The sequence below is a fragment of the Niallia sp. Kr1 genome (assembly GCF_050389805.1).
Taxonomy (GTDB): domain Bacteria; phylum Bacillota; class Bacilli; order Bacillales; family Cytobacillaceae; genus Bacillus_BD.
This window is the reverse complement of record NZ_CP130945.1, coordinates 3579882-3604012: the sequence shown is the minus strand read 5'-3', so window position 1 is coordinate 3604012 and position 24131 is coordinate 3579882. Positions and strand designations below refer to the sequence as shown.

Annotated in this window: 22 protein-coding genes; 19 read left to right on the top strand and 3 right to left on the bottom strand. The window is 36.3% G+C overall.

The genetic code is table 11. From position 1 onward, the window contains the following. Positions 1 to 9 precede the first annotated feature (9 nt). The 15 genes from dapB to Q5760_RS17525 all read left to right on the top strand — a co-directional run bounded on the left by dapB (position 10) and on the right by Q5760_RS17525 (position 15572). Complete coding sequence (dapB, locus tag Q5760_RS17595; RefSeq protein WP_428908915.1) at positions 10 to 810, top strand: 4-hydroxy-tetrahydrodipicolinate reductase; 801 nt, start codon at positions 10 to 12, stop codon at positions 808 to 810. Positions 811 to 825: 15 nt separating this feature from the next. After that, on the top strand, positions 826 to 1236 hold the full coding sequence (gene mgsA / locus Q5760_RS17590) for a methylglyoxal synthase (protein ID WP_428908914.1): 411 nt from the start codon (positions 826 to 828) through the stop codon (positions 1234 to 1236). Between the two features lie 92 nt (positions 1237 to 1328). Beyond that, positions 1329 to 2498 carry an N-acetyl-alpha-D-glucosaminyl L-malate synthase BshA gene (gene bshA, locus Q5760_RS17585; RefSeq protein WP_428908913.1) on the top strand — a complete coding sequence of 390 codons (1170 nt, stop codon included), beginning with the start codon at positions 1329 to 1331 and terminating at the stop codon, positions 2496 to 2498. 161 nt (positions 2499 to 2659) lie between these two features. Beyond that, complete coding sequence (locus Q5760_RS17580) at positions 2660 to 3859, top strand: CCA tRNA nucleotidyltransferase (RefSeq protein ID WP_428908912.1); 1200 nt, start codon at positions 2660 to 2662, stop codon at positions 3857 to 3859. Then, complete coding sequence (locus Q5760_RS17575) at positions 3844 to 4821, top strand: biotin--[acetyl-CoA-carboxylase] ligase (protein ID WP_428912622.1); 978 nt, start codon at positions 3844 to 3846, stop codon at positions 4819 to 4821. Before Q5760_RS17580 ends, Q5760_RS17575 begins: the two co-directional genes overlap by 16 nt. A gap of 277 nt (positions 4822 to 5098) precedes the next feature. Then, positions 5099 to 5935, top strand: a complete 837-nt coding sequence (panB, locus tag Q5760_RS17570; RefSeq protein WP_428908911.1) for a 3-methyl-2-oxobutanoate hydroxymethyltransferase — start codon at positions 5099 to 5101, stop codon at positions 5933 to 5935. Further along, the gene (gene panC / locus Q5760_RS17565; protein ID WP_428908910.1) at positions 5932 to 6780 is read left to right on the top strand and encodes a pantoate--beta-alanine ligase; all 849 of its coding nucleotides are present in this window, start codon (positions 5932 to 5934) and stop codon (positions 6778 to 6780) included. The genes panB and panC overlap by 4 nt, the downstream gene beginning before the upstream one ends. 11 nt (positions 6781 to 6791) lie before the next feature. Then, on the top strand, positions 6792 to 7175 hold the full coding sequence (gene panD / locus Q5760_RS17560) for an aspartate 1-decarboxylase (RefSeq protein ID WP_428908909.1): 384 nt from the start codon (positions 6792 to 6794) through the stop codon (positions 7173 to 7175). A 147-nt stretch (positions 7176 to 7322) separates the two neighbouring features. Continuing rightward, entirely contained in the window at positions 7323 to 10121 is a 2799-nt protein-coding gene (gene dinG, locus Q5760_RS17555) for an ATP-dependent DNA helicase DinG (RefSeq protein WP_428908908.1), read from the top strand. A gap of 228 nt (positions 10122 to 10349) precedes the next feature. After that, positions 10350 to 10823: a DUF5590 domain-containing protein gene (locus Q5760_RS17550; RefSeq protein ID WP_428908907.1), complete on the top strand. Its 474-nt coding sequence runs from the start codon at positions 10350 to 10352 to the stop codon at positions 10821 to 10823. 55 nt (positions 10824 to 10878) lie between these two features. Beyond that, positions 10879 to 12069: a pyridoxal phosphate-dependent aminotransferase gene (locus Q5760_RS17545; RefSeq protein WP_428908906.1), complete on the top strand. Its 1191-nt coding sequence runs from the start codon at positions 10879 to 10881 to the stop codon at positions 12067 to 12069. Positions 12070 to 12273: 204 nt separating this feature from the next. Continuing rightward, on the top strand, positions 12274 to 13569 hold the full coding sequence (gene asnS, locus Q5760_RS17540) for an asparagine--tRNA ligase (protein ID WP_428908905.1): 1296 nt from the start codon (positions 12274 to 12276) through the stop codon (positions 13567 to 13569). Positions 13570 to 13802: 233 nt separating this feature from the next. Continuing rightward, positions 13803 to 14507: a DnaD domain-containing protein gene (locus Q5760_RS17535; protein ID WP_428908904.1), complete on the top strand. Its 705-nt coding sequence runs from the start codon at positions 13803 to 13805 to the stop codon at positions 14505 to 14507. A 31-nt stretch (positions 14508 to 14538) separates the two neighbouring features. Next, positions 14539 to 15195: an endonuclease III gene (gene nth / locus Q5760_RS17530; protein WP_428908903.1), complete on the top strand. Its 657-nt coding sequence runs from the start codon at positions 14539 to 14541 to the stop codon at positions 15193 to 15195. Next, the gene (locus Q5760_RS17525) at positions 15192 to 15572 is read left to right on the top strand and encodes a YpoC family protein (protein WP_428908902.1); all 381 of its coding nucleotides are present in this window, start codon (positions 15192 to 15194) and stop codon (positions 15570 to 15572) included. The genes nth and Q5760_RS17525 overlap by 4 nt, the downstream gene beginning before the upstream one ends. A gap of 57 nt (positions 15573 to 15629) precedes the next feature. Here the strand turns inward: Q5760_RS17525 and Q5760_RS17520 are convergent, their stop codons facing one another. After that, positions 15630 to 18251, bottom strand: a complete 2622-nt coding sequence (locus Q5760_RS17520; RefSeq protein ID WP_428908901.1) for a transglycosylase domain-containing protein — start codon at positions 18249 to 18251, stop codon at positions 15630 to 15632. A gap of 77 nt (positions 18252 to 18328) precedes the next feature. Continuing rightward, positions 18329 to 18937, bottom strand: a complete 609-nt coding sequence (gene recU / locus Q5760_RS17515; protein ID WP_428908900.1) for a Holliday junction resolvase RecU — start codon at positions 18935 to 18937, stop codon at positions 18329 to 18331. A gap of 117 nt (positions 18938 to 19054) precedes the next feature. Here recU and Q5760_RS17510 point away from each other — a divergent pair, with 117 nt between their 5' ends. The 4 genes from Q5760_RS17510 (at position 19055) to hcp (ending at position 23194) form a co-directional block, all read left to right on the top strand. Next, on the top strand, positions 19055 to 20029 hold the full coding sequence (locus Q5760_RS17510) for a DUF2515 family protein (protein ID WP_428908899.1): 975 nt from the start codon (positions 19055 to 19057) through the stop codon (positions 20027 to 20029). Positions 20030 to 20716: 687 nt separating this feature from the next. Further along, a complete protein-coding gene (locus tag Q5760_RS17505) occupies positions 20717 to 20965 on the top strand; it encodes a hypothetical protein (protein WP_428908898.1) in 249 nt (82 codons plus the stop codon). 220 nt (positions 20966 to 21185) lie between these two features. Beyond that, entirely contained in the window at positions 21186 to 21746 is a 561-nt protein-coding gene (locus tag Q5760_RS17500) for a YppG family protein (RefSeq protein ID WP_428908897.1), read from the top strand. A gap of 155 nt (positions 21747 to 21901) precedes the next feature. Continuing rightward, positions 21902 to 23194, top strand: coding sequence for a hydroxylamine reductase (gene hcp, locus Q5760_RS17495; RefSeq protein ID WP_428908896.1), 1293 nt, complete (start codon positions 21902 to 21904; stop codon positions 23192 to 23194). A 235-nt stretch (positions 23195 to 23429) separates the two neighbouring features. On the opposite strand, the gene Q5760_RS17490 is transcribed toward hcp, so the two are convergent. Further along, positions 23430 to 24125 carry a Crp/Fnr family transcriptional regulator gene (locus Q5760_RS17490; protein WP_428908895.1) on the bottom strand — a complete coding sequence of 232 codons (696 nt, stop codon included), beginning with the start codon at positions 24123 to 24125 and terminating at the stop codon, positions 23430 to 23432. Between the last annotated feature and the right edge of the window lie 6 nt (positions 24126 to 24131).

Sequence of the window (24131 nt, the reverse complement as noted above, 5' to 3'; positions counted from 1 at the left end):
GAATTGACCATGGAAAAAACAAAAATTGTAGTAGCAGGACCAAGAGGTAGAATGGGTTCTGAAGCGGTTAAATTAGTTGAAAGAACAGAAGGATATGAACTCGTTGCAGTAGTTGATCATAAACATGGTGGTAAAAAGCTAAATGAGCTTGAAGGGTTTTCTACATCATCTGTTCCGATTTATGACAATATGACTGTTTGCCTTACAGAGGTAAAGGCGGATGTTCTAATTGATTTAACAACACCAGAAGTTGGGATGGTTCATACGAGAACCGCTTTAGAATTAGGTGTTCGACCTGTTGTTGGAACAACTGGTTTCACTCAAGAAAACCTAAAGGAACTTGAAGAGTTATGCCGTGAAAAAGAAGTAGGCTGTATTATTGCACCTAACTTTGCAGTTGGTGCTGTCTTAATGATGAAGTTCTCGCAATTAGCTGCAAAATATTTTCCTGATGTGGAAATCATCGAATTGCATCATGATCAAAAATTAGATGCTCCATCTGGTACTGCTGTTAAAACCGCTCAGATGATCTCACAAGTAAGAGAAGAAAAAGTACAAGGGCATCCAAATGAGAAAGAAACGCTGCAAGGAGCAAGAGGTGCCAATTATAATGGAATGCATATCCACTCTGTAAGATTACCAGGACTCATTGCTCATCAACAGGTTATGTTTGGTGCAGATGGACAAGCCTTAACCATTCGTCATGATTCTTATAATCGTGCATCCTTTATGTCCGGAGTTAAGCTTGCTGTTGATACGGTAAAAAATGTTGATACACTTATTTATGGTCTTGAAAATATTATCGACTAATGGAGGACGACTCTAATGAATATTGCTTTAATTGCTCATGATAAGAAAAAAGATGATATGATTCGTTTCACTACTGCTTATACACATATTTTTAAAGAGCATTCACTTTTTGCTACAGGGACAACAGGTCTAAGAATTATGGAGGCCACAGGCTTAGAAGTACACCGATTTCAATCAGGTCCTCTAGGAGGGGACCAAGAAATTGGGGCATTTATTGCGAATAATAAGATGGATATGGTCTTCTTTTTCCGTGATCCGTTAACTGCACAACCGCATGAGCCAGATGTAACTGCTTTAATTCGTCTTTGTGATGTTTACGAAGTTCCACTTGCAACGAATATGGGAACAGGCGAAGTATTAGTTAGAGGACTTGAGCGTGGAGATGTTTCATGGCGGAACATTGTTAGAGGAATTACTGAAAATTAACAACCAGTTATTTTACAATGGAAAAATGGGGAATCTATGAAGAGCATACATGTTGATGAAAATACAAAATGTATGGATTGGGAGTTTTAACAATGAAGAAGAAACTAAAAATAGGCATCACCTGTTATCCTACCGTTGGAGGGTCAGGAGTGATTGCAACAGAATTAGGAAAAATGTTGGCTGAAAAAGGTCATGAAATTCACTTTATATCATCTAGTATGCCATTCAGATTAAAGAAAATGTATCGAAATATATACTATCATCAAGTAGAGGTCAATCAATACTCAGTTTTTCAATATCCCCCGTATGATATTCAACTTGCAAGTAAGATGGCAGAAGTCATTAAAAGGGAAGATCTTGATTTACTGCATGTTCATTATGCAGTACCACATGCGATATGTGCGATTTTAGCTAAACAAATGTCAAAAAAAGATGTGAAAATAGTCACGACCTTACATGGGACAGATATTACTGTCCTTGGTTATGATGCATCCTTAGCCGATGCCATACGATTTGGAATAGAAGAATCAGATGTCGTAACAGCTGTATCTCATTCCTTAATGGCCGAAACCTATGATTTAATCAATCCAAATAAAAAAATCATACCCGTTTATAATTTTATCGATGAAAGAGTCTATCATAAAGTTCAATCTCAGCATTTAAAACAAGAATATGGAATTCCATCTAATGAAAAAGTCATTATTCATGTTTCTAATTTTCGCAGTGTAAAACGAGTTCCTGATGTGGTGAAGGCATTTTCGCTTATTGTAAAAAAAACACCTGCAAAGTTATTACTAGTAGGTGATGGTCCAGATATTTCTCTCGTTAGTGGGCTAGTTGACCAATTAGATTTACATGACGATGTGTTATTTCTCGGGAAACAAGAAAATTTGGAAGAATTGTATTCTTTTAGTGACTTAATGCTTCTGCTATCAGAAAAAGAAAGCTTTGGTCTTGTTGCACTTGAAGCGATGGCTTGTGGAGTACCATGTATTGGAACCAATATTGGCGGGATTCCTGAGGTTATCACAGATGGAGAAAATGGATTTATTTGTGAATTAGGAGATATAGACGATATTGCTGCAAAATCGATTCAACTTTTAAGTAATGATACTTTACATAAAAGGTTCTCAAAAAACGGAATAAAAGTGGTATGCGAGAAGTTTAAAGGGGAAAAAATTGTTCAAGAATATGAAGATATATACGAACAATTAACTTCATATAGTAGAAGCCCTTTACCTCAAATGTTAGAGGATGAATAAAATAGCACTCTAATTCAGTGGTGGTCTAAACTCTGCAAAGTGAAGGTAAGCCTCCAACTGATGCCACGTTTTTTTAGGGAAGCCTATCTAGCCAGCTCAGGTATTGTATCGTATCCAGGGGCAAATTGACAGGCGAATTAATTTAAAAGTGGTGAATAGAAATGATTCCGGTTTTTGAAAAGGCCATCCCAGTTTTAGATCATATTGAAAAAGCTGGGTATGAGGCCTATTTTGTTGGTGGGTGTGTCCGTGATAATATTTTAGGAAGAGAAATTTCTGATATTGATATCGCTACATCGGCTACACCTAATGAGATAAAAAAACTTTTTTCGAAGACGGTAGACGTTGGTATCCAACATGGTACAGTCGTCGTTCTTTGGGAAAAGGAAGCTTATGAGTTGACGACATTTCGTTCTGATGGAGAATATGTAGATTTCCGCCGACCTTCAGAAGTAACCTTTATTCGAAATTTACATGATGACTTACAGCGTCGTGATTTTACGATGAATAGTATAGCAATGGATAAAAAAGGAAACTTGATTGATCCATTTAAGGGATTCCATGCTATCAAAAATAAAACCATTGAAACCGTTGGAGATGCGTCAGAAAGATTTCATGAAGATGCGTTACGAATGATGAGGGCTGTTCGTTTTGTCAGTCAGTTACAATTTTCACTCGAACAAAATACATATCAAGCTTTAATAAAATACGGTCCTCTCTTAGAAAAAGTCGCTATAGAACGAAAAACCGTTGAATTTGAAAAATTATTACGTGGTAAAGGAAAAAGACATGCGATTCAAATTTTAGTCGATACAGGCTTATTTAAGTATTTACCAGGACTTTTACACGATCAAAGAGCACTTTGCAATTTGACTTTACTAGAAATCGACTCTTTAACAGAGGATGAAATATGGACATTATTATTATATTTAATGGAGATTCCTATCAATAGTTGCGATGGATTTTTAAGGCAATGGAAACTTCCGGTAAAAAAAATGAAACAAATCTCTTCTGTCTTACAACTTTTACATAATCGTTTTTACCATAACTGGACTATTGAGCGCTTATATCATTCAGGACTTGAAGAGGCGATTCATACGGAAAAGGTTTTTAATGTCATTCAACATCAACCTGTATTAAAAGAAATATCAACGATCGAAAAGCTTTATAGCGATCTTATTATTAAAGACCGTCAGGAACTTGCGGTTACGGGGAATGACTTGATGAAGTGGAACAACGAAGACGGCGGACCTTGGATAAAAGAGCAACTTCAATTTATTGAAGAGGCAGTATTATCAGGTAGGGTTGATAATGACAAAGATAAGATAAGGGAGTGGCTAGTAGAATGCAATCAGATGTAAGAAAAAGATTGCTAGACGCCTTTACAAAAAGCAGTGAGGAGTTCTTATCAGGACAGTATCTAGCAGAATTAATTGGCTGTTCAAGAACGGCTGTTTGGAAGCATATGGAAGACCTTAGAAATGAAGGATTTGAACTTGAAGCAGTAAGACGTAAAGGATATCGGATTGTGAAAGTTCCTGATAAAATATCAGAAAATGAAATTCGTCTAGGCTTAAAAACAAAAAGATTAGGTCAACATATCCATTACAAGGAGTCTGTCGACTCGACGCAAAAAAAAGCACTTCAATTGAGCTTAGAAGGTGCACCAGATGGTACGATTGTGATAGCAGAAGAACAAACTTTAGGACGCGGAAGAATGAATCGAGAGTGGTATTCAGCCAAATATACAGGGGTTTGGATGAGCATCCTTCTTCGTCCTAATTTATTACCTCAAAAAGCCCCGCAGCTTACGCTAATAACGGCCGTTGCAGTAGCGCAGGCGATTGAGGAACTAACTCCATTACTGCCAGAAATTAAATGGCCAAATGATTTATTAATTAATGGCAAAAAGGTGACAGGAATTTTAACAGAATTGCAAGCTGAGAGTGATCAAATTAATTCCGTTATTATTGGGATTGGTATGAATGTTAACCAAGAATCATTCCCCCCAGATCTTCAATCAATTGCTACATCCTTGCACATCGAGGGCGGTGTGAAAGTGAATCGTGCTAAATTAATTCAAGCTGTTTTAACTCGGCTTGAAAATCTGTACGATCTATATGTACAAGAAGGTTTTTATCCGATTAAATTATTATGGGAGGGCTATGCGGTGAGTATCGGAAAAAATATAACCGCTAGAACGTTAAAAGAAACGTTTCATGGAAAGGCATTAGGAATAACAGATGATGGAGTTTTAATGCTAGAGGATAACAGTGGGAAAATCCATTATATTTATTCAGCAGATATCGAAATGCAAAATTAAATAAAAAATGAAAAAATTTTAATAGCCAAGATTCATGCATATTTGTTATAATCATCATGGTTGGGCGGTATCCTTGTTGTGAACTGCACCTTACTTGATGGTTTTATGAATAGAACAATAAGATCTGCCTAGATCCAAATATCGGACCAGGACAGAGGGATATGCGTGAATAAATGTGAAATAACAATCCTTCTGCTTTTGTAGTAGAAGGATTTTTTATATCTAATACCATGCATGTTATGCCTCTTTCCATTACTTACTTGGGAGGTAATTTGAAATGAAGCAAACAACGGAGTTTATGAGAATGAAGGAAAAAGGTGAGACAATTGCGATGCTAACAGCTTATGATTATCCATCAGCAAAGCATGCAGAGCTTGCAGATACGGATATCATCCTTGTTGGGGATTCTCTTGGGATGGTCGTTTTAGGATATGATTCAACCATACCTGTGACCGTTGAGGACATGCTCCATCATACAAAGGCCGTTAAACGCGGGGCAAGGGATACCTTTATCATTACAGATCTTCCTTTCATGAGTTATCATTTATCCATTCGCGATACATTACTAGCTGGTGCAAAATTGATGCAAGAGGGTGGGGCAAATGCGGTTAAGCTTGAAGGAGCGGATGGTGTTTTAGACCATATTAAAGCTTTGACACAAGCTGGGGTACCCGTTTGTTCACATCTTGGTTTAACACCTCAATCAGTGGCCGTGTTAGGTGGCTATAAAGTTCAAGGAAAACAGGCCGAATCAGCAAGAAAGTTAATAGAAGACGCAATTAAATGCCAAGAAGCTGGCGCCTTTATGATTGTGTTGGAATGCGTACCGAAACAATTAGCACAAGAAATCAGCAATGTATTATCGATTCCCACCATCGGAATTGGGGCCGGTAATGGAACAGATGGACAGGTCATCGTTTATCACGATGTTCTCGGATACGGAGTTGAAAAGGTAGCGAAATTTGTGAAACAATTTGGGTCAATAGATGATATCGCAGTAAAGGGTATAAAAGATTATGTAGCAGAAGTGAAATCTAGAGAGTTCCCTGACGCTGACCACAGCTATTCGATGAAAGAAGAAGAACTTGTTTCTCTTTATGGTGGTAAACGATGAACGTGATTACATCCATTATAGACCTGCAAAAAACAATCAGAAGATTAAAAAACAATCAAAAGATGATCGGATTTGTCCCAACAATGGGGTATCTTCATGAAGGGCATCGTGCTCTTTTAAAGAGGGCTCGAAAAGAGACAGATATCGTTGTTTTAAGTATATTTGTCAATCCATTACAATTTGGAGCTAACGAAGATTTAGATCAATATCCACGTGACTTTGATCGAGATCATAAAATTGCTGAGACTGAAGGGGTAGATATTTTATTTTACCCATCAGTTGAAGAAATGTATCCTAATGAATTATCTGTTTCAATCAAGGTCACTAAAAGAACGGATGTATTATGCGGAATGAATCGACCAGGTCACTTTGACGGTGTTGCCACTGTATTGACAAAACTTTTTCATTTAGTTCAACCCGATCAGGCATATTTTGGAAAAAAGGATGCCCAGCAAGTAGCGGTTGTTGATGGTCTTGTAAAAGACTTTAATTTTCCACTAGAAATTATTTCTGTTGATACGGTTCGTGAAGAGGATGGATTGGCAAAAAGCTCTCGTAATGTGTATTTAACAGAGCAGGAACGTTTAGAAGCACCTATATTATATAAGAGTTTAAAAATGGGACTTGAAATGGTCCAATCCGGGGAAACAAGCCCTGAAAGAATTATTAGCAGCATTGAGAACATAATCCATACTGAAACAACAGGTGAAATCGATTATGTTAGCCTGTTATCTTATCCAGAATTAGAAGAACTTGAAACCGTTAAGGGAAATTATATCATTGCGCTTGCTGTGAAATTCTCTAAGGCACGGTTAATCGATAATATCATTGAAACTAGAGAATAGGGGGAAATATTATGTTTCGTACCATGATGAATAGTAAAATCCATCGAGCGACCGTAACGGAGGCTAATTTAAATTACGTCGGCAGCATTACAATCGATGCAGCAATTCTTGATACGGTAGGTATGGTAGAGAATGAAAAGGTACAAATTGTCAATAATCATAATGGAGCTCGTTTTGAAACCTATATCATCTCAGGTGAAAGAAACTCAGGGACCATATGTTTAAATGGGGCAGCAGCACGTTTAGTACAACCTGGTGACACCGTTATTATTATCTCGTATGCTCTTGTACCAGAAGAAAAAATCGCTGAACATGAACCAAAAATAGCGATTATGGGTGAAGGGAATATCATTGAAGAGATCATTCATGCTGAATTAGAGAAAACGATTCTATAATATAGTAAAAAAGCTGACTTTTATAGTCAGCTTTTCCATTATTTTTCAAGAGGACTTTTCCTTTTATTCAAAATATGGTACGGTGAAAATCAGGTATTGTTAAACCACATTACCAAAAATGGCTTGTGGTGTAAGAGGTGTTAAACCATGTGTAATCGATATGTAGTAGTAGATTTAGAAACAACTGGGAATTCGGTGAAAAAAGGCGATCGTATTATACAATTTGCCGCCGTCGTCGTTGAAAACGGATCAATAATAGACTGTTTTTCTACGATTATAAACCCCGAACAGCCCATTCCTATTTTTATAGAAGAATTAACTGGAATAAATGATGAAATGGTAAAGGATGCTCCTGTATTTTCCGAAGTAGCGCCTAGAATTGTGGAGTTGCTTCAAGGAGCTTATTTTGTTGCCCATAATGTTTTATTTGATATATCTTTTTTACAGGATGAGTTAATCATGGCCGGGTATGATGGCTTCTACGGCTCTGTTCTGGATACTGTAGAAATGGCGAGAATCCTATTACCAACAAGTGATAGTTTTAAATTATCAGATTTGGCTTTACAAGAAGGTTTGCAACATGAGCGTCCACATCAAGCAGACAGTGATGCGTATGTAACTGCAGAGTTATTAATTATTCTGTTCAATCATTTAAGATGTTTGCCATTAGCAACCTTAAAGCAGCTTTATCCATTATCCCATGGATTAAAAAGTGATTTAAATGAGATCATTGAGGAACTCATTATTAAAAAAGAGAGTTCAATTGAAAAAATGCCTTACGATCTTGAGAAATACAACGGACTTTATATTCGTAAAATAGAGCAAGAAGATGTCAAAGAAGAAAGTTTGGAGATTCAGTATCCTTTTGATGAAGAAATAAAGGAACAGTTATTATCTAAGCTTTTTCCTTCCTATGAGAAACGAAGCGGTCAATTTCAAATGATGGATCTCATTTTTCAGTCATTTCAGGATGAACAGCATGCTTTAATTGAAGCAGGTACAGGGGTAGGGAAATCCCTTGGATATTTAATCCCTGCCATTTTTCACGCAAAATTAAAAAGAAAGCCTGTTATTATTAGTACTTATACAACTCAACTCCAAGAGCAGTTATTAACGAAAGAAATCCCGTTATTAAATCGGGTCCTGCCATTCTCATTTAAAACAGTGATCATGAAAGGGAAAAGTCACTATCTGAACTTGGATCGGTTCGCTCTCTCCTTACAAGATTTCGATGATAACTATGATACCACTTTAACGAAAATGCAAATTCTTGTCTGGTTAACAAGAACCATTGCTGGAGATAAAGATGAACTTAATTTATCAAGTGGCGGTCAATTGTTTTGGCAAAGAATCCAATTTGTCGACCGTCCCTTTGTAAATAATAAGGGTAGGAATCAATTCGATTTTTATTTAAAGTCAAGAAGATCCGCTTTGAATGCAGATATTATTATTGTGAATCATAGCTTATTATTAACGGACATGAGGGCAGATGAAAAAATGCTTCCAGCATCAGACTATTTCATCATTGATGAGGGGCATCATTTAGAAAAAACAGCAGGGAAATATTTTGGTCTTCAATTTGATTATGCAACGGTTCGATACTTACTACAACAATTAGGTCTATTTGAACAAAAGCAGCTGTTGTTTAAAATAGAACAAATAGTGGGTAACTCACAGAAAAAAGACTTTGTGAGTCAAACCAAATTAAACGAGAAAGTATCCCAATTATTGTTTGAGATGGATCAATTATTTAATCTTATTTCAATGTATGCAAAGAAAAGAAGGCAACAGAAAAGTCATACGTATCCAAGTTCTATTCAATGCCTATTAACATTCGATCATACAAAGGAAAGTCAAGCTGTAATCGGCGAAGCTGAAAGATTCTTATTTTTATTACTAGATGTTACCAATGCTTTAAAAAAACGCTATGAATGGTTAGTCGAAAAGGAACATAAAACAGTAAACCAAAAAGCTATACTAGATGAATTAACTCTTTGGATTCAAAAGGCTGAGAAGATCATTTACAGCATCCGAATGTTATTCATACAACCTAGTTCAGAAAATGTTTCCTGGATAGAAATTGATACGAGATCAAGACAAAACAGGACAACCGTGTTTACTCAACCTATTCATGCTTCTACAGGCTTGAAGGAACATTTTTTTGAAAAGAAAAAAAGTGTCATCGTTACTTCCGCTACTTTATCAATAAAAGGATCGTTAAAGTATATGATGGAAAGACTAGGACTGGATTCAACAACCTGTTCTCAGGCGATTATTCCGACTTCGTTTGATTATCAAAAACAGCTACAATTGATTGTTTCAAAAGATTTACCGGAAGTAAATGCTGTGTCATTAGAGGAGTATGTTTCTGCAATCGGGGAACATATTATATCGATTGCAGAAGCAACGAAAGGGCGTCTTCTTATTTTATTCACCTCATACGAGATGCTGAAACAAACTCATGACCTTATTAAAGAAAGTGGATTTTTGCAGGACTATTCTATTCTAGCCCACGGGATATCAAGTGGAAGCAGGGAAAGGTTAATTCGAAATTTTCAGCGCTTTGATAAAGCGATCCTATTTGGTACGAGTAGTTTTTGGGAAGGTATTGATATTCCAGGGGACGATTTATCCGGTTTAATTATCGTAAGACTCCCATTTTCCCCCCCGGATGACCCCATTACAGCTGTTCGTAGTCAACAAATCAAAGCAAATGGAGGAAATTCTTTTTATGAATATTCTTTGCCAGAAGCAGTGATTCGGTTTAAACAAGGTTTTGGAAGATTGATTCGTTCTAATCAGGATAAAGGCGTAATGATTATCTTTGATCAACGGATTATTTCGACACAATATGGGAAAGTTTTTCTTCAATCTCTCCCAGTGGTTCGAACGAATGCCTTAACGATTGACGAAACAGTAAGAACCATCGAACAATGGTTAAAATAAATCATACAAGGCTATTTACATTAAAAAGGGCTGCCGAATGAGCAGCCTAATAGGACGGTTTGGACTAGAATATATTTTAGATAAAATTTTTGAACTAATTTTTAAATATCCTGTTATAATGATTCGTATAACTATCTTGTTACGTTATTATAACCTGTCTCGGAATCCAGTATAAGAAGAAAATAATACCTTCCCTACATAAATGAAAGATAGTAAAGAGTGATGGACATGAAAAAATGGTTTTTCATAATTGGTTTTGTTGTATTAATGATAGTCGCTTCAAGTACCATGATTTATTTAAAGGCTGTAGATCCATTAAAAACGGTACAGGAAAAAGCGGTTAAAATCGCAATGGATGAAACAAGTTTATCCCAGGTAGATGATTTTCATCTATATAATGGTGAAGAATCTTATTTCATCATTCAAGGAAAAGATCAAAAGGGAACAAATCTAATCGTCTGGGTGCCAGAAAAAAAAGGTAAAGTATTCGTAAAAAAAGCATCTGATGGAATTACTCGACAGGAAGCAATCAATACGGTTGCAAATGAAATTGGCGACGATACGATTATTTCAGTAAAACTTGGGATGGAAAAAGGAATTCCGTTATGGGAAATCCATTCGCGTACAAATGGAGATTTATTAAATTATTATTCCGTTGAATTTGAAACAGGAGAATGGTTGAAAAAAATAGAAAATTTATAAGTGCAACATATATTTTAATAAAGTAAAACTGAATATTCTTTGAGGTGATGGAAAAATGGTATTGAGATTAGCAAATAGAGTGAAAGCATTAACCCCTTCAGCAACATTGGCAATTACTGCTAAAGCGAAGGAATTAAAAGCAGCTGGTCATGATGTAATTGGTCTTGGAGCAGGTGAACCTGATTTTAATACCCCACAGCATATCATTGATGCGGCAACAAAATCAATGAATGAAGGACAAACAAAATATACTCCATCTGCTGGTTTACCAGCATTAAAAGAGGAGATTATCAAGAAATTTAAAAAAGATCAAAATATTTCTTATGAAGCATCTGAAATTATGGTAGCAAGTGGTGCTAAGCATGCTCTGTACACTTTATTTCAAGTAATCCTTAACGATGGAGACGAAGTGGTAATTCCGACTCCATATTGGGTTAGTTATCCTGAGCAAGTGAAATTAGCGGGAGGCGTACCCGTATATGTGGAAGGATATGAAAGTAATCAATTCAAAATTACGCCTGAGCAATTAGAAGCTGTTATTACAGATAAAACGAAAGCTGTAATCATTAATTCACCAAGTAATCCAACAGGAATGATTTACACAAAAGAAGAGCTAACAAAACTGGGCGAAATTTGCTTGGCAAAAGATATTGTTATCGTTTCTGATGAAATATATGAAAAATTAGTTTATGACGGAAATCAACATATTTCTATTGCGCAAATTTCACCAGAATTAAAAGAGCACACCATTATTATAAATGGGGTTTCAAAATCACATTCCATGACGGGATGGAGAATAGGTTATGCAGCAGGAAACAAAGAGATTATAAAAGCGATGACGAATCTTGCTAGTCACAGTACCTCAAACCCTACTACAACGGCACAATATGGCGCGATTGCTGCATATAGTGGTTCACAAAATGAAGTTGAGAAGATGAGACAGGCTTTTGAAGTGCGATTAAACACGATTTATGATCAATTAATTTCCATTCCTGGTGTTTCTTGTATCAAACCGCAAGGGGCTTTTTATCTTTTTCCAAATGTACAAAAAGCGGCACTTCAATCAGGCTTTTCGAATGTAGATGAATTTGCGACCGCATTACTCCAAGAGGCAAAAGTAGCGGTAGTTCCTGGAACTGGATTTGGCGCACCTGAAAATATGCGAATCTCCTACGCGACTTCATTAGAATTATTGGAGAATGCAGTTGCTCGAATAAAGGAATTTGTAGAGAATAAAATAAAGTAATTAAGAAAAGCAGAAGATCCCAAAGGAGCTAGGGAGACATCCATCTAACTTTATAAATTTACATCATCTTTTAAAAGGCGAAAATCTCAGAGGTTTTCGTCTTTTTTATTAGGATAAATATGAGTTTTCTTTTTTGTCTTCATTAGTGGTATAATCAGTCATTATACATAGTAAATTGAATTTTATTTTGGAGGGAACTAAAGCATGGTAAAAACAACGATTGCTGAAGTACCTAAACATGTAGATCAGGAAGTTACTATTGGTGTTTGGGTTGCGAATAAACGCTCCAGCGGAAAAATTGCATTTTTACAATTAAGAGATGGAACTGGATTTATACAGGGGGTTATCGTCAAAGCGGAGGTTTCAGAAGAAGTTTTTCAAAAGGCAAAGTCAATTACACAGGAATCCTCTCTTTATGTAACTGGAATTATACAAAAGGATGAGCGTTCTCCATTTGGGTATGAAATGCAGGTAAAAGACATTGAGGTTATTCATCATTCCATCGATTACCCCATTACGCCAAAAGAACATGGCACAGAATTTTTAATGGACCATCGTCATCTATGGCTTCGTTCTCGTCGTCAACATGCAGTAATGAAAATACGCAATGAAATTATCCGAGCTACCTATGAGTTTTTTAATCAAAATGGTTTTGTTAAAATTGATCCACCGATTTTAACTGGTAGTGCACCAGAAGGAACAACGGAATTATTTGCTACTAAATATTTTGATGAAGATGCTTATCTTTCTCAAAGTGGGCAATTATATATGGAAGCAGCAGCGATGGCACTAGGAAAGGTTTTTTCATTTGGGCCAACTTTTAGAGCTGAAAAATCTAAAACTCGCCGTCACTTAATTGAGTTTTGGATGATTGAACCTGAAATGGCCTTTGTGCAATTTGAAGAGAATTTACAAGTTCAAGAAGAGTATGTCACTTATCTTGTTCAATGCGTCCTAAAAAATTGTGCGTTAGAATTAAATACACTTGGACGAGATCTATCGAAATTAGAAAAAATATCAGTACCCTTTCCTAGAATAACCTATGATGAAGCCATTGAATTCTTACATGAGAATGGATTTGATGATATCCAGTGGGGAGACGATTTTGGTGCGCCACATGAAACCGCCATTGCTGATAGCTATGATATGCCAGTCTTTATCACTCATTATCCAACATCATTAAAGCCATTTTATATGGAACCCGATCCAAATCGTCAAGATGTTGTCCTTTGTGCGGATTTAATAGCACCAGAGGGTTATGGTGAAATTATTGGTGGTTCTGAGCGTATTCATGATTATGAATTCCTTAAAAAGAGATTGGAAGAACATCAATTAGATTTGGATGCATATAAATGGTACTTAGAGCTTAGACAATATGGTTCTGTACCACATTCAGGTTTTGGACTAGGACTCGAGAGAACGGTTGCTTGGTTAAGTGGAGTAGAGCATGTTCGTGAAACGATTCCATTCCCTAGATTGTTAAATAGACTTTATCCATAATCATGTAAAGGCGTCAGAAATCTCTAATTAGGTATTTATTGGAATTAAATATCAATGGAGAGCTCTGAGGTCTTTTTTATATTTTGATTTGTCTAGCTCCAGCCCTAGAATCTAATGAATGTCGGTGTTTGCAAACAACTGTGCAAGTCAGTCCATACTTAGTGGGCAAGGGGGTCGCTTTTCATGTTACGAACATTCTTTCTTCATGTTATACTAATTAGGAGGTGTTCAAATTGAGTAAAACAATGTTGTTAAAATGGATGAAAGAAGGGCAAATCACGATTCCAACCACTTTATTATCACAGTATAAACAAATGAAATTAAATGAAAATGAACTTGTACTTCTACTACAGCTCATTTCACATATCGATAAAGGGAATGAATTTCCTACTCCTGTTGAACTTGCCTCTACGATGACGATCTCTGCATCAGAATGCTCAGACTTGCTTCGAAGATTAATTCAAAAGGGTATGATCGACATTATTGATGGCTCTACAAAAGATGGAATTAGATTTGAAAAATACTCATTAGATTCTCTATGGGAAAAATTAATTGATTCTTACTTAATGGATGAAAAACAAAAAGAAGCCAATTTGAGTAAACAAGAGGAAACCAATTTATATACTTGTTTTGAACAAGAATTCGGTAGACCGCTATCTCCTTTTGAATGTGAAACACTCTCTATGTGGATGGATGATGATCAACACGATCCAGTTATCATAAAATCAGCCCTAAGAGAAGCGGTTATATCCGGAAAGTTAAATTTCCGGTATATTGATCGAATTCTTTTTGATTGGAAGAGAAATGGAATTAAAACGATCGAGCAGGCTAAAAGCTATGGTCGAAAGGTGCGGCAGCATCAACAACCTAAATTGAAGACAAAGAATGAAAATATAAATAAAGAGCCACTTCCTTTTTATAACTGGTTAGAAAATTAATAGATCTATTGATGTTTAGAAAGGTATGAACATGTTAAAAAAGAACGAAATTAGATATTGTTTAGATAAAATGGGGGAAATGTTTCCTGATGCACATTGTGAATTAAACCATCGAAATCCATTTGAATTGGTCATAGCTGTATCCTTATCAGCACAATGTACAGATGTGTTAGTAAATAAAGTCACAAAAGATCTTTTTGAAAAATATCGATCTCCAGAAGATTATTTGAACGTTTCTCTCGAAGAACTTCAACAAGATATTCGCTCAATTGGATTATATCGAAATAAAGCAAAAAATATCCAAAAGCTATGTAGAATCCTATTAGACGAATATAACGGTGAAGTACCGAATACTCGAGATGAATTAGTTAAATTACCTGGTGTAGGAAGAAAAACGGCCAATGTCGTTGTTTCTGTTGCTTTTGGGGTTCCCGCTATCGCAGTAGATACCCATGTAGAGCGGGTCAGTAAACGGCTAGGTTTTTGTCGCTGGAAAGATACTGTTCTAGAAGTAGAACAAACATTAATGAAAAAGGTACCCGAAGATGAGTGGTCAGTCACTCATCATCGAATGATCTTTTTTGGACGATATCATTGTAAGGCACAAAACCCTCAGTGCCCGACTTGTCCTTTATTGGAACTTTGTCGAGAAGGAAAGAAAAGGATGAAGGGGGAGAAGAGGAAGTGAATCGTGATCAACCTTGGACTCTCCCAAATGAAACAGTTCCATTTTTATTTTCAGAATGGAACCATCTGAAAATGGAATTACAAGAGGGTTTTACAAAACGGGATTTATCTCGAACTGAGATCCCTATGAAAAAGGGGATAGAGCTATTTCTTAAGGCTTTATATTGGTCAAACCTTCAATCGGTTAACGATAATATGGATAGTATGGATCGTTTAACGGTAAAACCAATCAATATTCGAGAGAGATTAGCTTATATCATTAAAACCCCAAATAAATTTCACTCTTTTATTCAATTATCAGAGCTTTTTGTTGAGATGGAAAAATTATTTAGAAAACAACAAGCATTAATGGATGCTAAGCAATATAATAAAAAATAGCAAATTAACATGAAGAAAGCGCCTAGAGCTTAATGCTCCTAGACGCTTTCTTCATTTTTATTGTTGTGGTTGTTGCTCTTGCTGCTGTTCTTGTGGAGTTACCGGTTGCTCTGCCGGTTCTTCCTCCTTTTCAACCTCATCTAATTGATCAGCCTCATCTCGTTTAGCATCTGGCTTTTCATCTTTGGGTTTTCCATTGTTTTGACCATTATTTCCGTTATTCGGCTTTTTGTTTTCACCGTTATTCTCATTATTATTACCATTGTTGTTTTCTTCTGGATTTTCGTTTTGCTCTTCATTTTCTTCTTCTTCGGTGTTTTCAGGACCAGGAATAACAACCGTTGCTGTAACAGAATCGCTATGTCGTCCATCCCTCGATGCACTTACTTTAAAGCTGTAAGATGCCCCAGGTTGAGGATTTGCAACTCTATAGCCTTTTTCCGATGTGGAAGGTAAAGCCTGCTCTGCGCCACCATTAATAGACATTGAGATATTAAATGGACCATCACCACTATGCTGCCAAGCTAGACTGATTTCATTTGTAGCCGGATCGTAGTTTGCGGAAAGACCACTTGGTGCTTCTAGTTTCTTGAATTTCTCAGAAACTTCATTTGGTACATTTCCTTTTACCGCATATTCATAAGAAACATAGTTGTTTGGTGTATAGTCACTTGCGAGTTTAGCTGAACCTTTTTCAACTTTAACCCTTTGCACTGAATTTGGCATCGTAAAATCGGCGGTTTCTTTCCCTTCAGAAACGTGAGTCATTAATTTTTTAAAGATTTGTTTGGCTAATTGTTGCTGGCTGCCGATAAGTGGCTCATGCCGCTTTTCATAACCAGTCCAAACAGAAATGGTATAGTTGGTGTTGTAGCCAACAAACCAAATATCGGGTACACCGCCTCCCGGAATGTTATATTTTCTTTTATCTTCAGCGGAGTAGTTGGATGTTCCAGTTTTTCCAGCAATATGAAGTCCAGGAACATTAGCTGCACGTCCAGTTCCATAAGGCTTATCTACAACACTTTTTAGCATATCGGTGACGATAAACGCCGTATAGTCACTCATGACGACTTCGGTTTCAGGCTTCATATTAATTTTCGTTCCATCTCGGAAAACAATCTCTTTTACAGCATGTGGTTTCGTATAATAGCCATTATTCCCAAATGCACTATAAGCACCAGCCATTTGAAGCGAGGTAACTTCATCTTTAAGACCACCTAAGGCACTTGCTTCATGGATCTCTGATTGGTTTAAGCCAAGTCGATTCACGAATTCTTTTGCTCTATCTAAGCCCGCTTCTTTTAATGCTTTAACAGCAGGAATGTTACGCGATCTCGCTAGAGCTTCACGGATTGACATTGTTCCCATATGTTTTCGATCCCAGTTATTGACGGTCTGACCGGTAGAATATTTATACGGCTCATCCGCAATCGGTTGATAAGTTCCCCATTTTAAATACTCTACAGCTGGACCGTAATCTAGGACTGGTTTAATCGTTGATCCAGGACTACGTGGCAAGGAAGTGGCATAATTTAAACCAAAATCAAGTTCTTTGTCACGGCTACCGCCAAGTGCTCGAATTTCTCCAGTTTTTGTATCTAGAATCGTAATCCCGGCTTGGAATTTATCGTTAGGGAATTCAACAACTTCATTGTTATACATCATTTTATCAACATAATCTTGAGCGTTTTGATCAAGGGTTGTATAAATTTTTAAGCCATCCGTGTAAACATTAATTTCCGGGTATTTTTCTTCAATTTCTTTAATGGCTTGACCGATAAATGGGTCATAAGGAATGTCTGTTTGTTGTTGACGTTCTTCTTCTTTAACAATTAAATCTGAAATGGATATTGCTTGAGCTTCCTTCATTTCAGCCTCTGAAATATAGCCATGCTGATGCATTAGCGATAAAACGACATTTTTTCTTTTGTCTGCACGATCAGGGTGATTAAAAGGATTATAGTTATTTGGACTTTGTGGCATCCCAGCAATAAGGGCTGCCTCAGGTAATGTTAGATCTTTTAGTTCTTTTCCAAAATAGTGTTTTGAAGCTGTGGCAATCCCAGTTGCTCGATCAGACATAAAGACTTTATTGACATACAACTCAAAGATTTCTTCTTTTGTATAATTTCGCTCTAGTTGAATGGCTAACCATGCTTCTTGTGCCTTACGGGATAGGGTTTTATCAAAGGTAAGGAAGTGCATTTTTGCTACTTGTTGGGTGATTGTACTTCCACCTTCAGCTCCATAACCGTCTGTAAGATTAGCAATAACCGCACCGCCTAGCCGAATTGGATCGATTCCATGATGTTTAAAGAATCTAGAATCTTCGGTTGCAATAACAGCGTTTCTTACGAGTTCAGGTATGTTTTCATAATCAACATAATCCAGCTTCTGCGTTCCTATTTCTGTTATGAGCGTTCCATCCATGCTGTAGATTTCTGATGGAATGGCTGCTTTTAATGAAGCAGCATCTAATTTAGGCGTATCTTTTATCATAAAAGCAAAGGTTGCTGCGCCTCCAATAATAGCAATAATGCCAAGTGCCACAATTACAAGTAAAAATGTTTTTAAGAAGGAGCCTTTTGATTTCTTTTTGGTCTTTCCCTTTTGTTTTTGTTTAGTGGCTTCTTGCTGTTTTCGACGCTCCTCCCTTGAAGAGTAATTTTCTGTCATCGTCAATTCCTTCCTTTCTTAATTTAACAAAGGTGGATAAGTTTTTTATGAGTTGTGTTCTTTATTCTACCATTATATTAAAAATGGTAAAGTTTATCGATTATTTTAATATAATCCAGTCTTGGTTGAAATCCAATCGGTATGTAAAGACCACTTTGATTGATTTCTTCTTTCGTTATCGACTTTCTACCTCCACTTTTCATTCGATCCCAAAACGTAAGAAGATGCTTTGCTTCGAAAAAATAGACCTCATCTGTACTTGAAAAACGGATGATAACAAAACATATCCCATCTTGATCTAATACTTTTCTCATATGGTCAATTTGATGATCATGAAAATTTTTCAGTGGAAAGGATGTAGTCAACTTTGTCTCCTTCGCCTCAAAATCAATATATTTTCCTCGATAGACTCCATTATAATCGGTCGTAGACGCTTGTTTGAAATAAGCTTCTTTGATTACAGCAGCACTTCTCTTTGGATAATCGACATTGACGATTTGAATTGGCGTAGGCTTCTTATGAATGACTGCTATTCCAGCATTTAAGTAATATTGATTGGATTCATTTAAATCTTCTTCAAGAGTCATTCCCCTTTTCCCATACGAAACGTCTTTTATTTCCTTAGGCTTAATTTGGGTTAGATTGTGTGAATAATATCGTTTCCCATTTGGATAGTTGAAATGCATCTATTTCACCTCTCACATGCTACTACTAATAATAACAAATATCAGGGCAAACATGTTGAATAAAAAGTCCCATTTGACAAACGATATGGGGAGGAAGGTTAAAAGGTGTGATATCGTATGCTAGATTCTTTAACATCTTTAACAAAGGTAGAAAGGCAGCTTGTTCAACATATTAAAGCCGAAACAAAAAAACGAAATGTTGACAATATATCACGGACAGAAGCATATTTAGAATTCTATCAAGCATTTCAAGAAATAGACTGGTCTTTTTTAGCCCATATGGTTTCTAGAAATGCTGGTTATAATATTTGTGATCTAGAAGGACGATGGTTCCCGCATCTTTTAGATGCAAAAACAAGAAGAACACTATTTTTAACTTATGAAAAAGCAAATTGGTTAATCTTCCAGGATGCGTATCCGCAGCTTTTGCTCTATCGGTATTCGATTGAGAAGGAGAAACCTTTGTTTCACCTTTTAAAATACTTCCACGTTTCCTTATTTATGGAAAAGGAGTGGAACCGATTCTGGATAAATAAAGGTCGAAAAAGATTGCTTTATTCACTAATCATCAATGAGCAAAATGTCGTTCAACATCCTGTGATTCATCATCCTTTCTATCAGAGAAATGTATTTCGATCCGCTCGTTTTTGTTTTCAGGATTGGTTCCATTTTAGTTCGGTTCTATTACCAACCTGTAACGGAATGTTATTTGGTGCAAGTGTAAGTGGTTTTAAATATGTGAATAAGCGGATCGAGCTTGGTAAGAAAATAGCAAAAATCTTATTTGATCATTCTGTCTTTCCTCTTGTATATGAATTTGCCATAAAGACGGTTCATACAGGTTCAAGATATGATTATGAACGCTATTTTATGAGAAGAAAAAGTAGAGATACGCCATTATTAAGAATGAGTTTTCCAATTGTCCGTCACCATATCCATCACTTTGAGGATTGGTCTTTGAAAATACGAATCCGTAGAAAATGGTTTGATGAACCAAGCTTAAAAGAACCTATTATTTTAAAGGATTGGTTTGAAAAGAAACAGAAGCAACTTCATAAAATTATACAAGTTAAACAGATTCTTTTAGAGTAAGGATAGGAAAAAGATTGAAATTGACTATTGTTGATTGGAGTGGGAGGCACAGGAAGATTTCTGCGGGAGAAGCGAAACAGGTCAGACACCGTAAACATGAAATGCTAGAAGCAGAAATCAACAACTAAGTTTACACAGAGTCTGATAAATAAAGCTGAGTGAGGATTCCCCCACTCAGCTTTATTTTATCTCGTCTTCACTTGCAGTAAGACCCCTCTTAAGATACTGGAATTCCCGAAAGTAGATGGGTGGGGGATCAACTGCCAATAAAGATCTGAGCGATGTACACAGACTAAAAACGCCTGTGGTAACGTCTGAATGACCAGCACCCTGTTGACCTCAACTAACCATTAAGTGGCGATAAAGAAGCGCCCCACTGATGGAAGTTTCAATTTATGTAGAAGGGCGATCAGGACCTTCTAACTTTTTATCTCCAAATCCTGGTTTTGTTTCTTCTTGCTTTTTAGGTTGACCATTATTTTGTTTTTGTTTTGGTTTCATTGATTAACACCTCCAATCGTATTTTGTTCAAGTAGATTGGCTTTTATCCCATCTTTGTCGAATGTAATCACAAGGCAATAAATAATTCTTCTTTCTTTGACGAATTCCTTCTAGTTTTGTCAAGTAGGAAGGAGGTTTTAAAAAAAGAAAGAATTCTTTAGTAAAATAATAAGGGAGGTATATGTAGTGGAAACGACTGTTCTTAGAAGAGAGGATTTAATCGAAATGCTAAGCCAACTGGATTTTCAGCTTGATCAATTAAATGATTCTTTGGAATTTCATATATCTGAGCAAAAACAATCGTGGGAAAGAGAACAAGAGGTACGTTTGAATTCTTGTGTAAGGCAGTTGGAATCTTTAGAAAGAAAAATAACCTCCAATTGGAAACAAAGTGATTTAAATTCTAAAGCTTTACGTCTGAAACTTAGTTGCTGATTACAAAATGGGAAATGATTTAAATATAATCTATCTATCAAGAAGGGATTGACTCATGGGGTATTAATGTTTATTCGATACCTTATGAATCAATTCTTTTTTTGAATGACTACAGATGGTTACATAATGGATAAGACAAGTCCTCATACAAATGGAACATTGCACCATCTAGGCGAAATGACATATTGTATAATATCGAATTTCTGAGGAGGTATAATCGATGTATTCTCCTATATCTGGAATATACTACAAAAGTCCATCCATACAGGGTGGATGGAATGGTTATTTACAACAAAATTATTCTCAACGTAATGCTCGAAGAGATCAACCTGTTTATAGGGTTCAGCCACAGTATTGGAATTCATACTATAGCCCCAATAATTTACAAGGAGCATCGTTACACTTTGGGAATCCCTATCCTATACAGCCTTCGCAAGGGTACCCACAGCCGTTTGGGAATCAGCAAATACAACAGCCATCAACCAATCATTCATCCTATTCAAACATTGTTTTTCAAAACCCATTGCTAGCATCCGAAGAAAATCAGGCAACCCATACAAATCCAGGCTATTCAAATCAGGAACCTTATTTTCACCCATATCCTAAGGCCTCTTTTCTAGCTAGACCACCATCTGGTGTATCGAGTGTATTAAATTCATTTAAATCACAAGATGGGAAACTTGATATTAATAAAATGGTTGATACAGCTGGACAAATGATTAATGCGGTTTCCCAAGTATCCACAGTTGTAAAAGGTTTAGGTGGAATGTTTAAAGTATAACCATGTTCGTGCCAGGACCTTTCAAATTATGAAAGGTCCTGGCACCTTTTTAATGAACTTTTTATGACAATAACAAAATAGTGATTTAAATCACTTTTATAAACATGGAAATTGTTACTATGATAGTAAGCATATTTGGAAAGGGTTGATAAAACATGTTTTGCTATCAGTGTGAACAAACGCCAAGTGGGGGATGTAAAGTAGTTGGTGTTTGTGGAAAAGATGAAACGATTGCAAGTTTACAAGATACAATGATTTTTGGATTAAAAGGAATTGCGGCTTATCGTACACACGCCAATCAATTAGGTGCGACCGATCCGTTTGTGGATGCGACTACACATGAAGCTTTGTATATGACGCTGACAAATTCAAACTTTAATGTACAAGAGCACATCGAAATGCTGATGAAAGTAGGGAAATCAGCGGTACGTATCATGGAAGTGCTAGATGAAGCACATACAAATTTACTTGGTATTCCTGAACCTGTAACGGTTACACAGAATAAAATTGAAGGAAAATGTATTGTTGTTACAGGACATAATCTATTTGCTTTAGAACAATTATTAAAACAAACAGAAGGTAAAGGGATCAATATTTATACACACTCAGAAATGCTTCCAGCTCATGGATATCCGGCATTAAAGAAATATTCACATTTAAAAGGGAATATTGGTAAAGCATGGTATGATCAACGTCGTTTATTTGAAAAATTCCCTGGAGCCATTTTAGCAACAACAAACTGTGTCATGCCAATTAAAGGGACATATGCGGATCGCATGTTCTCATATGAAGTAGCAGGTTTAGAAAATGTTCAGAAAATCGAAAATGATGACTTTAGTCCGCTTATTAACCGTGCATTAGAACTTCCTGAGGCTAATATTGAATCAGATGAAACGTTAATTACTGGTTTCCACCATGAAACCGTTCTAGGGATTGCACCAGAAGTCATCCAGGCTGTTAAAGATGGAAAAATCAAACGCTTCTTTGTTATTGCAGGATGCGATGCCCCAGGAAAGGGTGGAGAATATTATCGTGAATTAGCAACTTCCCTACCTCCTGAAGCGGTTATTTTAACAACTTCTTGTGGTAAATTCCGTTTTAATGATGTAGATTATGGAACAGTTCCTGGAACTGACATTCCTCGCTATATCGATTTAGGTCAATGTAATAACTCTGGTTCTACCATTAAGATCGCCAAAGCACTTGCAGAAGCTTTCCAATGTGAAATCAATGAACTTCCATTAAGTATTGTCCTTTCATGGTTCGAACAAAAAGCGGTTGCCATTTTATTAGGATTATTCAGCCTTGGGATTAAAGATGTTCGAATTGGACCAAAACCACCTGAATTTATTTCAGAAGGGGTTATGAACGTATTGCAAGAAACGTTCAATTTACAATTAATTGGTACAGCAGAAGAAGATATGAAAGACATGCTGCAATTAAGCTAAACCAAATGAAAAAGCGGATGAATAATATGGATTCATCCGCTTATTGCTTTTATGAAGGCTATGTTAAAGAGTGGTGTTGATTTTTGACCATTGTTGATTTTCGTTTCCAACACGAAGACTCCTGCGAGAGAAGCGCAGTCGAGTCACTGTAGGCAAGGTGCCATAGTGACTCGATGATCGCACGCGGAAAGCGAAGTGACGAGAACGAAAATCAATATTCAAGTTTAACAGGACTTTAGGAAAAAAGCTCTTCTTCCAATAGATCAGGGTCAAAAATAATATCGTGAACAGAATCTGTTTCAATATGCTGTTCTTTTTTTAGTTTGGTAAGGGTTCTACTTACGGTTTCTCTTGTTGTCCCAATCATATTGGCAAGATCTCGATTCGTGAACTCTGCTTTTAAAAGAATTCGCCCATCGTCTAATTCCTGACCATGTTCTTTACCAAGTCGAATGAGCAACTTAATAATTTGTTGATAGGTATTATTAAGAATTTGTGACTCTAATCGTTCTTGTAAATCAACTATTTTTTCCCCTAGTACTTTAAAAACTTTGATACAAAGTTCAGGATTTTCGATTAAAACTTTCTCAAACTGTGAGATTGGAACGACAACAAGGGTAGCGTTTTCAATCACTTCAGAAAAGGCTGGGTAATTCCCTTTGCGAAAGAATCCAACATGGGGAAACATATCCCCTTTTTTTAGAATCGAAACAATTTGCTCTTTCCCATTCATATCCGTTTTATAGATTTTTACTTTTCCTTTATATATAAAATAGACATTTTCAAGAGGTTCCTCCTGTAAAAAGACATGACTGCCTTTATTCCATTCTCTTGAAATTGATATGTCCACGATTTTATAAATTTCATAATCGCTAAGACTCCGAAATAACGAAAACTCTGATAATACCTCTTTGATTTGCACTTTATCCATTACGTC

Bases quoted from the DNA above. Each gene is read 5' to 3' on its own strand.
- panD (WP_428908909.1), top strand. From the start codon at position 6,792: ATGTTTCGTACCATGATGAATAGTAAAATCCATCGAGCGACCGTAACG.
- Q5760_RS17545 (WP_428908906.1), top strand. From the start codon at position 10,879: ATGGTATTGAGATTAGCAAATAGAGTGAAAGCATTAACCCCTTCAGCA.
- nth (WP_428908903.1), top strand. From the start codon at position 14,539: ATGTTAAAAAAGAACGAAATTAGATATTGTTTAGATAAAATGGGGGAA.
- Q5760_RS17550 (WP_428908907.1), top strand. From the start codon at position 10,350: ATGAAAAAATGGTTTTTCATAATTGGTTTTGTTGTATTAATGATAGTC.
- Q5760_RS17575 (WP_428912622.1), top strand. From the start codon at position 3,844: ATGCAATCAGATGTAAGAAAAAGATTGCTAGACGCCTTTACAAAAAGC.
- dapB (WP_428908915.1), top strand. From the start codon at position 10: ATGGAAAAAACAAAAATTGTAGTAGCAGGACCAAGAGGTAGAATGGGT.
- bshA (WP_428908913.1), top strand. From the start codon at position 1,329: ATGAAGAAGAAACTAAAAATAGGCATCACCTGTTATCCTACCGTTGGA.
- panB (WP_428908911.1), top strand. From the start codon at position 5,099: ATGAAGCAAACAACGGAGTTTATGAGAATGAAGGAAAAAGGTGAGACA.
- hcp (WP_428908896.1), top strand. From the start codon at position 21,902: ATGTTTTGCTATCAGTGTGAACAAACGCCAAGTGGGGGATGTAAAGTA.
- asnS (WP_428908905.1), top strand. From the start codon at position 12,274: ATGGTAAAAACAACGATTGCTGAAGTACCTAAACATGTAGATCAGGAA.
- Q5760_RS17510 (WP_428908899.1), top strand. From the start codon at position 19,055: ATGCTAGATTCTTTAACATCTTTAACAAAGGTAGAAAGGCAGCTTGTT.
- Q5760_RS17520 (WP_428908901.1), bottom strand. From the start codon at position 18,251: ATGACAGAAAATTACTCTTCAAGGGAGGAGCGTCGAAAACAGCAAGAA.
- recU (WP_428908900.1), bottom strand. From the start codon at position 18,937: ATGCATTTCAACTATCCAAATGGGAAACGATATTATTCACACAATCTA.
- panC (WP_428908910.1), top strand. From the start codon at position 5,932: ATGAACGTGATTACATCCATTATAGACCTGCAAAAAACAATCAGAAGA.
- mgsA (WP_428908914.1), top strand. From the start codon at position 826: ATGAATATTGCTTTAATTGCTCATGATAAGAAAAAAGATGATATGATT.
- dinG (WP_428908908.1), top strand. From the start codon at position 7,323: ATGTGTAATCGATATGTAGTAGTAGATTTAGAAACAACTGGGAATTCG.
- Q5760_RS17580 (WP_428908912.1), top strand. From the start codon at position 2,660: ATGATTCCGGTTTTTGAAAAGGCCATCCCAGTTTTAGATCATATTGAA.
- Q5760_RS17490 (WP_428908895.1), bottom strand. From the start codon at position 24,125: ATGGATAAAGTGCAAATCAAAGAGGTATTATCAGAGTTTTCGTTATTT.
- Q5760_RS17500 (WP_428908897.1), top strand. From the start codon at position 21,186: ATGTATTCTCCTATATCTGGAATATACTACAAAAGTCCATCCATACAG.